At 37.9% G+C, this 14,697-nt stretch carries 14 protein-coding genes; 13 read left to right on the top strand and 1 reads right to left on the bottom strand.

Annotation, left to right across the window (positions count from 1 at the left end):
- Window positions 1–154: 154 nt before the first annotated feature.
- From G0028_RS15045 to G0028_RS15010, 8 genes are all read left to right on the top strand, one after another.
- Window positions 155–1,075, top strand: a complete 921-nt coding sequence (locus tag G0028_RS15045; protein ID WP_180047535.1) for a DUF6160 family protein — start codon at window positions 155–157, stop codon at window positions 1,073–1,075.
- Window positions 1,076–1,437: 362 nt separating this feature from the next.
- Entirely contained in the window at window positions 1,438–2,370 is a 933-nt protein-coding gene (locus tag G0028_RS15040) for an IS5-like element IS17 family transposase (RefSeq protein ID WP_174894013.1), read from the top strand.
- A 39-nt stretch (window positions 2,371–2,409) separates the two neighbouring features.
- Window positions 2,410–3,237, top strand: coding sequence for a C39 family peptidase (locus G0028_RS15035; RefSeq protein ID WP_227554738.1), 828 nt, complete (start codon window positions 2,410–2,412; stop codon window positions 3,235–3,237).
- 48 nt (window positions 3,238–3,285) lie between these two features.
- Entirely contained in the window at window positions 3,286–4,500 is a 1,215-nt protein-coding gene (locus G0028_RS15030; protein WP_180045852.1) for a hypothetical protein, read from the top strand.
- A gap of 12 nt (window positions 4,501–4,512) precedes the next feature.
- Complete coding sequence (locus G0028_RS15025) at window positions 4,513–6,177, top strand: OmpP1/FadL family transporter (protein ID WP_130075057.1); 1,665 nt, start codon at window positions 4,513–4,515, stop codon at window positions 6,175–6,177.
- Window positions 6,178–6,205: 28 nt separating this feature from the next.
- A complete protein-coding gene (gene filE / locus G0028_RS15020) occupies window positions 6,206–7,459 on the top strand; it encodes a putative pilus assembly protein FilE (protein ID WP_180045850.1) in 1,254 nt (417 codons plus the stop codon).
- A 12-nt stretch (window positions 7,460–7,471) separates the two neighbouring features.
- Complete coding sequence (locus G0028_RS15015; protein ID WP_227554737.1) at window positions 7,472–9,484, top strand: hypothetical protein; 2,013 nt, start codon at window positions 7,472–7,474, stop codon at window positions 9,482–9,484.
- The gene (locus tag G0028_RS15010) at window positions 9,475–10,176 is read left to right on the top strand and encodes an IS1-like element ISPa14 family transposase (protein WP_015586042.1); all 702 of its coding nucleotides are present in this window, start codon (window positions 9,475–9,477) and stop codon (window positions 10,174–10,176) included. Before G0028_RS15015 ends, G0028_RS15010 begins: the two co-directional genes overlap by 10 nt.
- Window positions 10,177–10,287: 111 nt before the next feature.
- Here G0028_RS15010 and G0028_RS15005 read toward each other — a convergent pair whose 3' ends face one another.
- Window positions 10,288–10,836, bottom strand: coding sequence for an NUDIX hydrolase (locus G0028_RS15005; RefSeq protein ID WP_130075106.1), 549 nt, complete (start codon window positions 10,834–10,836; stop codon window positions 10,288–10,290).
- A 126-nt stretch (window positions 10,837–10,962) separates the two neighbouring features.
- On the opposite strand from G0028_RS15005, the gene G0028_RS15000 reads away from it, so the two are divergent.
- From G0028_RS15000 to G0028_RS14980, 5 genes are all read left to right on the top strand, one after another.
- Window positions 10,963–11,577 (top strand): CoA pyrophosphatase, encoded by a 615-nt coding sequence (locus G0028_RS15000; protein WP_180045846.1) that lies wholly within the window; start codon window positions 10,963–10,965, stop codon window positions 11,575–11,577.
- Between the two features lie 38 nt (window positions 11,578–11,615).
- Window positions 11,616–12,146 carry a gamma carbonic anhydrase family protein gene (locus G0028_RS14995; protein ID WP_180045844.1) on the top strand — a complete coding sequence of 177 codons (531 nt, stop codon included), beginning with the start codon at window positions 11,616–11,618 and terminating at the stop codon, window positions 12,144–12,146.
- 141 nt (window positions 12,147–12,287) lie between these two features.
- Complete coding sequence (tsaB, locus tag G0028_RS14990; protein ID WP_174492137.1) at window positions 12,288–12,953, top strand: tRNA (adenosine(37)-N6)-threonylcarbamoyltransferase complex dimerization subunit type 1 TsaB; 666 nt, start codon at window positions 12,288–12,290, stop codon at window positions 12,951–12,953.
- Window positions 12,954–12,968: 15 nt separating this feature from the next.
- Entirely contained in the window at window positions 12,969–13,793 is an 825-nt protein-coding gene (locus G0028_RS14985) for an undecaprenyl-diphosphate phosphatase (protein WP_130075063.1), read from the top strand.
- Window positions 13,787–14,593 carry a class I SAM-dependent methyltransferase gene (locus G0028_RS14980; RefSeq protein ID WP_180045842.1) on the top strand — a complete coding sequence of 269 codons (807 nt, stop codon included), beginning with the start codon at window positions 13,787–13,789 and terminating at the stop codon, window positions 14,591–14,593. Before G0028_RS14985 ends, G0028_RS14980 begins: the two co-directional genes overlap by 7 nt.
- Window positions 14,594–14,697 lie beyond the last annotated feature (104 nt).

The following is a 14,697-nucleotide window of genomic DNA, read 5'->3' as shown; positions in this document are numbered from 1 at the left end:
CAGACAACTATTGAACAAAAAATAACATAAGGTTAATTTAATAGAGCAAATCGGACTACTCAAGGAAGAAAGTTTCTGTTGTAAAAAAATAAAAACAACGTGAGACTGCGGCGAGTGGTTAAAAATGAAAAAAAATGCTCTTGGGAGAGTACAAATGAAATTATTTACTAAAGTTGCTTTAGTTTCTGCTGTAGCTGTAAGTTCAAATGCAATGGCAATGCAAGCGATGGATGATGCTGCATTAAGCGCTGCAACAGGTCAAGACGGTATTTCGATTGGTATTGATATTTCTAAAGTTGATATTGCAAAACTTCATGTTTTTGATGGTGATGGCTTACCAACAACTGCAGGTACACCTCCAACAACTACAGCTGGTAAAACAGGCGCAATTACTTTAAATAATGTAGTGTTAACGAAAAGTGCTACATCAGCATTAACAACAGGTAACTTAGCTGATCTTGTTATTGATACAGATGGTGGTACTGGTACACCTGCAAAACCTTTCTTAAATGTTGCTGCTAACGTTGGTGGTTTGAATATTTCTTTAGGTAAAATTGAAGTAAATGATGCTACTGGTACTGCTGGTGCTTATAAAGTAGGTACAGCTTCTGCGGAAATTTTAAGTGGTTTATCTTTAACTACGGGTAAATTAAGTGCAAACATTCAGTTAGGTAACACACCTCAAGGTGCGATGATTAAATTGAATGGTTCTATGACAGGTGGTTTGTCAATTAATAACTTGGCAATTAAAGATGCTGCTGCTGGTGGTTACATTTCACTAGGTGGTATTAAAGTTAATGACAATGGTAGTACTGATCTTGCGATGGATGCAGATGTCGCTGTTAAGCCAGAAGGTTTAGCAATCACTGCACTTAAAAATGCAACAGGTACAGATATTTATATCAAACAAGTTGTATTAGGTGGTGGTACTGGATTTGTTGCACCTACAGGTGGTAATCCAGCAACTCTAGGTACAGGTACCGGTTCTGGTTCAATTGGTGATGTTGCAATCTCTGGTATGAAAATTACGAACAGTGCTGGTGTTGGTGCTGTAATCAAAATCTCTGGTCACTAAGTTGATCTGATTTGAAAAAAGACGCGTGAATATCACGCGTTTTTTTATTCAAATGGCAAAATCAAACAAAAGTAAAAAAAAGCTATCTTTTTCTGAAAAAACAGGTATCTTAAAGGTACATGGAAGTAGAGTGTTCACTCTAAAAATAAAATTAACACTTCGGGCAGTTTATTGCCGATACTTGAACAGTTCAAAAATATGTTAGAGATTACTTTAGGTTCGGCACGGCTTTGTTGCACAAACCTACGGTTAAAGGCTTATTCAATATTATAATTCTCAAATGAATAAGCCCACTGTTAGCGGCAGTGGGCTTTGTTGCACAAACCTATCTGTAAAGGCTTTTTCAGCGATATAATTTTCAAATGAAGAAGCCTACACACAAAATCTACCGTACAACCAATTGGCCCGCATATAACCGAGCACTCATGAGTCGCGGAAATATTGCCATTTGGTTTGATCCTGCTACGCAATGGTATGCTCCATCAAAAGGCAAACAAGGGCGAAATCAAACCTACTCCGACGCAGCTATCCAATGCTGCTTAATGATTAAATCCTTATTCCGTCTATCTTTACGTATGGTCACTGGCTTTGTGCAAAGTCTGATTAAACTTTGTGGATTAAATTGGACCGCACCAGATTACAGTACGCTTTGTAGAAGACAAAAGCATATTGATATTGCAATCAGCTACCAAAAAAGTAGCGATGGGCTGCATCTACTCATAGACTCTACAGGCATGAAGTTTCTAGGTGAGGGCGAATGGAAACGCAAGAAACATGGACCTGAATATCGTCGCCAATGGCGTAAACTTCATATTGGTATAGATGCTAAAACCCTTCAAATACGCGCTATTCAACTCACTACAAATAATGTGAGTGATTCACAAGTGCTTGGTGATTTACTCGATCAAATTCCACAAGATGAGCAGATTGACTCTGTTTATACCGATGGAGCTTATGACACCAAGCAATGCCGTCAGGTCATTGCAGATCGGCAAGCGCATGCAGTGATTCCACCTAGAAAAAATGCGAAACCATGGAAAGATACAAAGAGTAGCTCGCTAGCGCGAAATGAATTACTTCGAACAGTTAAACGTTTAGGCAGGACACTATGGAAAAAATGGTCAGGCTATCATCGCCGCAGTTTGGTGGAAACCAAGATGCATTGCATCAAATTATTAGGCGATAAATTAATGGCAAGAAGCTTTCCTAGTCAGGTGAATGAGATTCATGCACGTGTAGCAGTCCTCAACAGATTTACGGAATTAGGTCGACCACTTACCCAAGTTACGCCTTAAATTTGGCTCAATTAGGGGCGCTTTGCATTTCAAATCTTTGTGCAACAAAGCCGTTCGGCACTAATTTACTATTTTGCCAGCCATGCATTAGACATTAAAGAAAAACCTACTGATGCTGTGTATTATACAGAGCTTGCTGATCCTCGTAATGCTTCCTTCTCTCGAAATCATCGTGAGATGGTTCAAATTAAACCTGCTTTAGAGAATCAATTTAGAGGCATTGTACGTCAAGCCTATGATTATAGTTGTGGTTCTGCAGCCTTAACCACATTATTAAATGGTTATGTAGGAACGAGTTTGACTGAGCAGCAGACCATGGAAGGTTTATTGCGCTATGGTGAATATAATCGTATTATTGAGCGCCGCAGCTTTTCATTGCTCGATATGAAGCGTTTTGTGACTGCTATTGGTTTTGAAAGTGGTGATTATAGGGGCGAGTTTTCTGATTTAGTGAAGCAACACCAACCGGCAATTGTCCCGATTTCTTATGCGGGCTTTAAACATTTCGTGGTTTTTAAAGCATATAGGAATGGGCGTGTTTACGTTGCTGATCCTGCTTTAGGGAATATCAGTTTCGATCAAGAGCGTTTTAAAGAAATTTGGGAAAATAATACATTATTCTTAATTAATGTTCCCAAAGATCAACAAAAGGAATTTTTAGCACTACAAGATGCGGATTTAAGGCATGTTGAGGATGCAACAATTAATAGATATGCTTTGGTTGATGCACAGTATTCGTATGATTATATTAATAAAATTGCAGATAAAGCATCTACGATGCGTCGAGTAATTGACCGTGGTGATAATTCAGATACCAAAGGTCAGCCAATTACATCATTCATGCGACTATATTATAAACGTAAGTAAAAGCAGATTAGAAAAAATCGAATAATCACACTTTTAGGTAGGAATAAAATGAATAATCATTGGATGAGACGAACTTTACTAGCCGTTAGTATTCAACTTGCGATTGGTGGAGTATATGCTGCGGAAACTTCAGAAAAGGTCACAGATACAACTGAAGCCGCTCAAAATGTCGGTCAAGTCGTAGATGAATCTGATGCTACAGTAGATGCAGCAAATACTACAGCTGCTGAGCCTGTAGCAGTCGAAGCCACATCTCAATCCGCTGTAGAAGTTGATAAAGACGCAACGCCATCCTTAGTGCCGCCTGCTGGTTCGCAAGCTGCAAGTGCTTTACAGCAAAAAGAAGGTGATGCAACACAAGAAACCAATTTACAAGAAGTATTTACCTCGAATGAACGCCAATATTCTTTGATTAAAAAAGGTGAATTTTCAGCGTTTTATGATTTAGATTATTCTTATTATCGTGATCAACAAATCAATGCTGCAATGAATGATGGTGATTTGTATCAACTACGTGTGGATGAAGATGCGAGTCATACCATTACCAATACCTTTACTGCGCAGTATGGTGTATTGGATAATTTAACTTTTAGTGCTTCTCTTCCTTTCGTTGCAAAGTCGGATAATATTAAAGATACAACAGCAGCTGGTTTGGGGGATATTAATTTAGGGGCACGTTGGGAGCCTTTCCCATTAAAAGCAGGGCGTTTGCCTCTTATTTTATTTGGTAATGTTTCGACCAAAACGGGTGATAGTCCATACGAAATTAATCCAACCACTGATTTGTCTACAGGTAAAGGTTATTACTCTGTAGGTGTTGGTGCAAGTACCCGTAAATATATCGATCCAGTGGTATTATTTGCTTCAATTTCAGGAAATTATGGTTTTAAAGAGACAGGTCTAAATCAAGTCCGTGGTGGTGGTGATGCAGGCCCTCGTATTTTAGATGAGTTTGAACCAGGTATTACAGGTGGCTTCTCATTTGGTTTTGCTTATTCATTTAACTATGATGTCTCGATGACCATGTCATATCAGCAAACCTTTAATACAAATACATCATTTACATATACAAACGGCGAGTCTTATAAAGCCGCTGATCAATCAAGTGGTATGTTTTCAATTGCATTAGGGGTACGTGTATCGCCTGAAACGATTGTGAATGGTACTTTAGGAATTGGTTTAACGGAAGATTCACCTGACATTTCTTTAGGTTTATCATTCCCACTTGATATTTTAGGTTTTGGTAAGAAAAAAGCAAGCTAATGGAGAGCTGGTATGAAATACCCACGCTTACGCCCGTTAGTGACTGCTATTTTTTTAACGGGTTGTTCAACACAAGTCTTTGCACATTTAGGTTTAAACTTATCTGTTGATATTCGTTCTTTATCTATGGGAAATGCAGTCACTGCGGATCCACCAGGGATTAGTGCAATTCACTTTAACCCTGCTGCATTGACAAAGTTAAAAGGTTTGCAAACGGATGTTCAAGGGATTGTTGCGAACTTTGATATACAAAAAGAATTTTCTGCGCCAGATGGTTATAACGTTTTTGGTTATTCTGATGACCCCTTAATTTGTAATGATGCACCTGATAATCCGTCAAATTTATGTACAGATTATAAAGGGTCAGTGAGTGGTGATGTTGAATATGCAAGTTTATATGTCCCAATTTTAAAAAAGGTGGTGGACTTAGGTCCAGGTTGGCCTGTTTTAGCACCTACGGGAGGCGTCTCTTATAATCCACCAGGTTCAAAATTAACATACGCAACAGCCGTTTATGCACCTATGGTGGCGGGTTTTGGTTCAGAAAATGGCAATCCTGGAAACTTTATGGGACAGCAAGTTGCCATTGAGCGTATTACCTATTTGTCGCCTTCGATTGCGTATGAAGTTAATGATGAGCTGTCGATTGGGGCGTCGATTGGGATGTCATATAATGCGGTTGCTTTAAAAACTGATTTACGTTTCCCGAATGAAATGGTCGGGGTATTGCGTATGGTGGATGAAGCTGTTTGCGCACCTTTTAGAGAAAACTCTAATGTGATTACTGACCTACTTTTATTTGGTCTATGTAATGCAAATGAAGCGGTCAGTCCATTTAATAAGTTTGCTGCAATGGAAGTTTCATTAGAACAAAGTTTAAGTCCAAGTTATAACTTAGGTATGCTTTGGGAGCCAACTGAAGAATTTGGCTTCGGGATGGTCTATCAAAGCGCAGCTAAAATGCGGATGAAAGGAAAGTATTTTATTGATACTGCCAATGCACCGAGAGAGTTAATTAAAGGGTTGAACTCATCTGCAACGGGACAAATTTTAGCAGCAATTTTAGGTTTCCCAGGCTATATTCCACCAACTGAATCAGGCTTGATTGCGATGGATTTAGAATATCCTGCACATTTCCAAGCGGGTATTAAATATAAAGTATTACCTGACTTACAAGTGAACTTTGATCTAGGTTGGACTGATTTTAAAGCGTGGGAGAAATTCCAATTTGAGTTTGACCGCCAAATCTCTGCACTTAAAATTGCAAAATTATTGTCGAATGAAGTTTCGGATAGTTCATTATCTGTGCCTTTAGGCTTTAAATCACCATGGAGTTGGGGAGTTGGTGTTGAATATTCAGCAACAGATCGTTTGAAGCTTCGAGCAGGTTATGAGCCACGTGCAAGTGCAATTCCAGATGATAAGCGTAATAGTTTAGTGCCAATTAATAATGCGCAATTGTTTGGTTTAGGCTTAGGGTATCGTTTTGATGAAGATACTGATATCGATTTATCTGTGGGTTTTTTGCGTAGCCGAGACAATATTCCTGCATGCTCAAGCTCGATGTCAAATGCATGTGGGGTAGATAATCTGATTTTAAACCCTTATGCAGGATTAAATGTAAAAACCAATACGAAAGTGACCATTTTAGGTTTGAACTATAGAACAAGATGGTAAGGTCATTGCAGAATAAGGGAATAGCAGTATGAGATTAACTTTAATATTTTTAGCAATGAGTATTGTTCCTGTCACTTATGCTGCTAATTTCTATACGATTATCGGACCTGATGGACGACCTATGGTGGTCCAAAAACCGATTGAAACTGAAAAAAAGGAAAAAATAAAAGTTCAGGTTGAGCAAAAAAATAATGCTACGGTAGTGCAGACACCACAAATAGTGCCCCAAACGCAAACTCAAATTGTTTCACCTACGCTTACTGTACAACCGATACAGCCTGCACAGGTTATAGAAAAACCAGAGGTTGTTTTGCAAAATAACGGGCGTGCTCCAAATTCTCATATTGTGTTATCACCAGTTGCAGTTACGCAACAAGAGCCGCTCCAATCCGTTGAAATGATGCCAAGCCAAATTAAGCAGAAAACACAAACTCAACCTTCACCTCAGCAAAGAGAGGCATCCGAAACAATAATAGCAAGTCCTGTTTCTGAAAAGGCAACAACCGTTTTAGTTCCAAAACAAGTGGTACAGCAAGGTACAAAAACAGTAGATGATCTAAAAAAAGTTGAAGAGAGCGCAAATCCGAATCGTAATATTACTGAAATTGACGGTGTTCAATATGTCAATAATGAATATTTGGAAGAGCGTGAATTTAATTTAGAAGGCAAAAAACGCTTTTATGTCATGCCTGAAACAGGGGGGATGACAGGAGGACGTTTTGAAACGGTTGAGCGGCAAAAAGGGTTGAGTAAAAGTTTACTTGATCGTATTCGACAGCCTAAGCCTTTAGAGCATAAGCCAATTGTACTCGCGACAACATATTATCGTTTACCTAAAGAAGAAGTTGTAAAAACGTTAGAACAAGCATGTTTTACAGGTAAAAAAATGGATAAAGCCAAAACAATGTCCATGAAGAATCAAGAAGTGAGTTTTTTCCCAGTTGCACCGATTAAGGAAAACTTTTCTTATGAAGTGGTGAAATTAGACCCCGCGATTCAAAATATTTTGTTTTCCTCTTTTGCTTCTTCACAGAAAAAACCAAGTTACTACTGGCCTTTAGCGGTATTTTTAGATGAAAAAGGTTGTGTAGTTGAAGGTGTGAGTGGATTTAAGAATGAAGAACAAAATGAAAGTTCAACACATTATGCATCGCTTGAAGGTGTGCTCAAGAAACCAGATTCAGCACATTATTTATTTATGACACCTCTTTCGCAAGCGATTGATATTCAAAATCATGAATTAACAAATCAAGGACAAATTAAACTGAGTGTTATTCAGTAAGGATCGTCAACCATGAACAAGAACATAATATTACCCTTTGCTTTAACAGGCTTAATGGCTGCACTAACGGCATGTGGGGGTGGTGAAAGTGCTACGATTCACGAAGACCCAAATAAAGGTGTTACAACCTCAACCAATGGTTGTGAAGATATGGTTGATAACAAATGTCAATCTTTTGTGGTGGATTATCCTGTTGCAGGTTTAAATTTTGATTGTAGTAGCGATAAGAACAATCATTTTGTCACTGAAATCGTGAGTAGTGTGGCAATGGGTGCTTGTCCATCTGGCGATAAAATAAATTTCTATATTCAAGGTGCACAATCTGCTCGAAAAATTGAATTAGGTACTGTGGATTTAGCGAAGATTCGTCCATTAAAGGTGAATGGTCAGCCTGCGCAAATTAGCTTGATGGACATGGCAAGTGGTTTAACAGGAAAAGGCATTAGCAGTGCAAATGGTAATGATGAAACCTTTAGAGTCTTAACGGCATTGGTTCGTATCTTGCAAGCTGCAGGAATTCAGCAAGATATAGATGCTGTTGAAGGTGATATTCAGCCTGTGACATTATCAAAAGATTTAAAAGAAGATTTAAAAAATATTCAGTCAGATGTGACTGCACAAAACTTTAAGGATGGGACGTATCTTGCTCTCATTAAACCATGGTTAGATGCTTCTACGATTACAGAGGCATCGGCACAACAAGCCGCAGCACGTTTAATTAAACAAAATCAGGTCGGTATTTACACTACAAATTTCTTATATTTTACGAATGAGAAAGTAAACATTGATATTCGTGGTTTTAGTGGTAAGAGTACAAGTAATAGTAAAAAGGAAACCATTGCCAATATGTACTTACTCACGACGCGTGATGGCTATAGTACAGGCTATACAATACAGTGGATGGGTGTTCCTACAGTGAAGGATTCGTTACCAACAGGTAGTGAATCATTATTAAAATATGCACTTTTGACACAAGTTGAACCGAAGAAATTAAATGCAGATGCACAAGATGCATTACTGAATGAATTTAATAATAAAATTACTCAACCATTTATTTTCAAAGCTGCGAATAGTACAACTGATAATTTACAGCTGGTACAAGGTACTCTAGTCAATGGAACTAATATTGCGGGTACAGCAGATATGTACAAGCGAATTTTACGTATAGATAAAGCACCTACTGATAAAACCGTGTATGGCGAATGGCGCCAAACACAAGGGAGTGAAAACTTTACAGGTACTATTGATATCTATAAATCTAATCCTGCAACTTATTTAACTAATAAAGTTTTCCGTACAGTAAATACGGTGAAAAAAGGGCAGAAATATATTTTCCCATTGTACGCAAATATTATCTTTAACTTTGAGGATAAGAGCGTCGCACCTGTGAAATTAGGGATTGTAATTGATGAAAATGGTGATATTCGTACCAATATCGGGGCAAATCCTACAGCAAATAATTTGACTTCTGATAAATGTAATAATATCAATCCATCAACTTATAAAGATGATGATGGTGTGCAGCAATATCGAATTGGGACTACAGGTGCGGCAAACTACACCACGACTGTTCCAGATAAGTCGATTACCATTCGTATGATTTTAGCGAATCCAATCTTTGGTAATATTGATGGTGCATTGGTCGGGTTAAATGATGCAATTATTTATTTGCCGGGAGCATCGATTACAGATGAAAATACATTAGTACCGGGTGGTGTGCGTTTAAATTTACAAAACTTATTGGTTGATGGAACCACCGCTCGCGGTATTAATATTACTGGTTGGAATGGTAATCAGGCGATTGAAGCACAATGGGCAAATATGCAAGCTGTGTATCAAACTATCTATAATGCAGCCAATAAAGATAAAGTAAATGATGCGCAAAAAGCGTTGGCAAAACGCACTTTTGGTAGCTTACAAGTTGAATTACCAAGCTGCTATCAAATTAAAACTAAGGGTGGTGTTTCAAAAAGTATGCTGAAACAAAGCAGGTTGAATTTTGATAAAATAGAGAAATGCGAATAACTCTAGAAATCAAATGTCCAACCTGCCTCAGTGACAGTATAAAGAAAAATGGCATCAAAGTAGATGGGAAACAAAACTATCAGTGCAAAGACTGTAAACGTCAGTTTATTGGTGACCATGCTCTGAGCTATCTAGGATGTCATTCAGGCATTACTCGAAAAATATTACAGTTGATGGTCAGAGGTAGTGGTATACGAGATATCGCTGAAGTTGAGCGAATCAGTATCGGTAAAGTTTTACGTACTTTAACCGAATCGACCTACCAAATTCAGCCTAAACAAAGTCATTATGAGTCTCTTGAAGTTGATGAGTTTTGGACTTTTGTGGGAAATAAAAATAATAAACAATGGCTTATTTACGCCTACCATCGAGAAACAGGTGAGATTGTTGCTTATGTTTGGGGTAAAAGAGACTTAGCTACAGTTCAACGATTGAAGGCAAAGCTTAAACAATTAGGTATTCACTACACCCGAATTGCAAGTGATCATTGGGACAGTTTCATAACTGCTTTTAAAAACTGCAAGCAAAGTATTGGTAAATTTTTTACTGTAGGTATTGAAGGTAATAATTGCAAAATAAGGCATCGAATTAGGCGCGGTTTTAGAAGGAGTTGTAATTTTTCAAAAAAGATTGAAAACCATTTTAAAGCTTTCGACTTAACCTTTTTTTACATCAATAATGGCTTCATTTAATGTCAGCATACTTTTTGAAACACCACCAAACTAAGCAATAATCAATCTATGATTTGAAATAAAAAACCATCTTTAAAGATGGTTTTTTATATTTTAAGATTATTTATATCATTAGCCTGTATGGTCTAAGCGTGTGCCTAAAGTTTCTAAATGCGTTGGGAATACATTGTTTTGACGATCTGCAAAATAGTGGCGTAAAGTCCGTTCTACACTTGGAAAGGCGAGTTCATTCCACGGAATATCTTTTTCTTCAAACAAACGGCTCTCGATGGTTTCTTCACCTGCACCAAATTGTCCATCAATGATATTGCCTTTGAATAAGACATAGATTTGCCCAATTCGCGGGATATTGTACATACAATAGAGCTGTTCAATGTCAATCTCAGCTTCAGATTCTTCACGTGTTTCGCGTGCTGCACCTTGTTCCATGGTTTCAAACAATTCCATATAACCAGCAGGAAGTGTCCATAAACCATAGCGTGGTTCAATTGCTCTACGACACAAGAGCACTTTATTTTCCCAAAGGGCGAGTGCACCACAAATCACTTTTGGATTGACATAATGAATCGTACCACAATGGGTACAGACCTTTCTGACTTGATGATCACCCAAGGGAATTTTATCTATTGTTGTATGTCCACAGGCTGTACAAAAATGCATAGGCTTGATTGAAATAAAAAGATAACTCAGCATAACTGAATTTTAGTACTTTCGCATCATTTATAGCCTTCTGTATAAAATTTCATATATGATGTAAAAATAACAAAAACAGCCAAGTGAGGGATTATGCAGGAGCAATTATTAACACAGGTATTGCAACAACGATTACGTTTTGCAAAAAGGACGTATCCTGCTCAAGCTGCTGTGTTAATCGCCATTACCCATGAAAAAGATCCTAAAATTTTATTAACCCGCCGTTCTGTATATTTAAATAATCATGCAGGTGAGGTATCTTTCCCGGGTGGAAAACGGGATCCAAATGATACCAGTAATATCGTGGTGGCTTTACGTGAAGCATGGGAAGAAACAGCTTTGAGCCCTTTTCAAGTGACTTTGCTCGGTGATTTACCCATGGAGCGGGCACGTAACGGAATGACGGTTAAGCCTGTGGTGGGTTTAATTCCACCTGATATCAATTTAATTGCACAACCCACTGAGATTGATCGTATTTTTTATGCACCGCTGAAAAAATTAATGGAATCTCAACCCATCCCATATGAAGTACGTTTGGCGCATCAGTCGGTTTATTTTCCGAGTTTAAGAGTTGAAAATGAGATCATTTGGGGCTTAACTGCCCGTATTTTAATATCATTATTTCAATATGGTTTGGACTATCAAAAAAATTGGCCATTTTTATTAAATTCGCCAAACTTTCATTCCAAAATGATGAATAAAAAATAGAATTTTAAGACAAACGCATCGGCATAGGAAGATTCACCATGATGTATAAATTTAAAGGACATTCACCAAAAGCGTTGCAAGTGCCATTTGATGGTTGGATTGCTGATAATGCAACTGTGATTGGTCAAGTGGAACTTGGACAAAGAGTCAGTGTTTGGTTTGGGGCGGTGGTTCGTGCTGATAATGCTAAAATTCATATTGGGAACTTTAGCAATGTGCAAGAAAATGCTGTGTTACATACAGATGCAGGGATTGAACTCACGGTAGGAGAGTATGTCACAATTGGACATCAAGCCATGCTACATGGTTGTACTATTGGTGATAATAGCCTCATTGGTATTAATGCTGTGGTTTTGAATCATGCAGTGATTGGGAAAAATTGCATTGTGGGAGCAAATGCATTGGTTCCTGAAGGTAAAGTAATTCCTGATAATTCTTTGGTGGTTGGTTCGCCTGCACGTGTGGTTAAAACCTTGGATGCACAAGCTGAAGTGCGTTTGAAAATGAGTGCAATGCATTATGCTGAGCATTTTCAAAATTTTATAGATTTAGAAGAAGTGCATTTTTAATTTGAATTTTTAAGCTCATTTTAGCCAAGTTGATCCTTGGCATTTGTGTATTTTGCATGTCGGAATGTGATGGGAAATAGTCGCATGAATGACATGAGTGGAGTATCATAGTCAACATTTTTAAGACTGATTAGGTTGTGCATGAAATTGCTGGCATTGGAAACTGCCAATGAGCAGTGTTCCGTTTCAATTGTTGATGAAACAAAAACACTTTTTTTTCAACTTGATACGCGAGCGAAAGCACAAACTCAAACCATTTTGCCCATGATTGAGCAAGGTTTTGAGCAAACTCAAATACAAAACGCTGATTTGACTGCAATTGCTTTTAGTCGTGGTCCAGGCTCATTTAGCGGTGTACGAATTAATGCAGCAGTGACACAAGCATTGGCTTGGGCAAATGATATTCCTGTGATTCCTGTGTCTACTTTACAAGCTTTGGCACAGGCAGCTTATCGCTTTCATGGTTTAACTGAAGTATCTGCGGTATTAGATGCACGTATGAAAGAAGTGTATATGGCAAGTTTTCGTTTAGATGAAAATAACATTATGCAACTTGTAGATGAAGAAAAATTACTAGATTATCAGCAAGCTTCTGAGTATCAAAAATTTACCTTAGTGGGTTCTGGTTCATCTTTAGTTAAGGATGATGCAATAGAGTTCCAAGGTGTGATTGCAAATGCTGAAGATATTGCAACAATTGCACGGCAACAAGCGCAACAAAAACATTGGTTGAGTGCTGAATTGGCATTGCCTGTTTATTTGCGTGATGACGCATGGAAAAAAATTCCAGAACAAGGTAAACCTTAATTTTTAGGATTGAATATGGATCTTTTACTGCTCTTAAAAGCAGCCATTATGGGGATTGTTGAAGGGATCACAGAATTCCTTCCGATTTCAAGTACAGGGCATTTAATTCTGGCATCAGAATTGATGAACTTCTGGACGAAAGAAAAAAGTGATTTATTTGTCGTTGCAATTCAAATGGGAGCAATTATTGCTGTTATTTATGAATATTGGGGCAAATTATGGGGTGCAGCAGTAGGATTATTCTCTGGTGAGCCTAAAGGTCGTCATCTTGGGATCAGTTTAATTTTAGCTTCTATTCCAATTATGATTGTTGGGTTGACCTTCGGTGATACCATTAAGGCATTATTGTTTAATGATGTTTCAGTTGCAATTGGTTTAATTGTTGGTGGTTTAATCATTTGGTGGGTTGAAAAAAATCCGCCTAAAATGGATGCACCAGAAGTGGAAGATATTTCCATTAAACAAGCCATTTATATTGGTTTGATTCAAGTCTTGGCTTTGATTCCGGGAACGTCACGATCAGGTGCAACACTTGTTGGCGGTATGATTCTCGGAGTTTCACGTAAAGCTGCAACTGAGTTTTCATTCTTCTTAGGGATTCCTGTACTTGTTGGTGCGGGTGTACTTGATCTATTAAAAAATCATCAGATTTATCAAACAAGCCAAGACTGGACAGTATTTTTTGTTGGTCTCGTGGTGTCTTTCGTTGCAGCATTGATCTGTATTCGCGTACTCGTTGCTTATGTGGCAAAACGTGATTTGATGGTATTTGCTTGGTATCGTATTGCATCAGGTTTGTTAATTTTATTGTTTGCATTTACAGGTTGGAAATTATGGTAAGCGAAATTCGCTTATTTACAGAATCCACATTTTTAGAGAAAGCACAGTCTTATCAGTCTGTGCTTTCTTTACGTGGAGTGGTTGTTCATATTGAAATTGTTGAAAAAATCAATGCACGTTTTTTAAGATTGCATCCTGAGTTAGCCTTGTGTGTGGATGATTTAGGCTTAAGTTTATCTGCCAATGGCATGAAAATGCAGCCCGATTGGAAAGCAGAAATTCCACGACTCAAACGTGCGAGTTTAAAATCTGAAATGATTGCTCGCGCATGTAATCTTTCAGAAAAACCTAACCTGATTGATGCAACAGCAGGTTTAGGACACGATACATTGCTCATGGCACACTTAGGTGCAACAGTCACTTTGATTGAGCGTCATCCAATTTTATTTACTTTATTAGAAGATGCAAAAAATCAGGGTGAATCTGATCCATTTCTTGCGCCTGTGGTGAGTAGAATTCAATTGGTATTTTCAGACTCTAATACATATCTGCAACAGTGTATTGATGAAAATAATAGCGTTGATGTGGTGTATTTAGACCCAATGTTCCCCCAACGAGATCAAAATCAACAAGCAGTAAAGAAACAAGCACAAGTGAAAAAACAAATGCAATTGCTGCACATGTTATTGCCTGAAGAGGGTGAAATGGATTTAGGTGATCGTCTTTTAGTCTTAGCTCAAGTAATTGCGAAGCGTGTTGTGGTAAAAAGACCAAGGCTCGCCGTTTTTTTGAATGACCAGCAACCTGATCATCAATGGCAAGGAGATGCGTGCCGCTTTGATGCCTATTTTAACGGATAGCTTATAAGGAGTTTGGTAACTGTTTCAAAAAACATCAAAAAATTGTTATATAGTCGTATTATACATTGATAATATTTTAAGCAAGCATAAACTAGCTATGCTGA

Source organism: Acinetobacter piscicola, assembly GCF_015218165.1.
GTDB lineage: Bacteria > Pseudomonadota > Gammaproteobacteria > Pseudomonadales > Moraxellaceae > Acinetobacter > Acinetobacter piscicola_A.
Note: the sequence above shows the minus strand (reverse complement) of the source record. Positions and strands in the feature narration are given on the sequence as shown.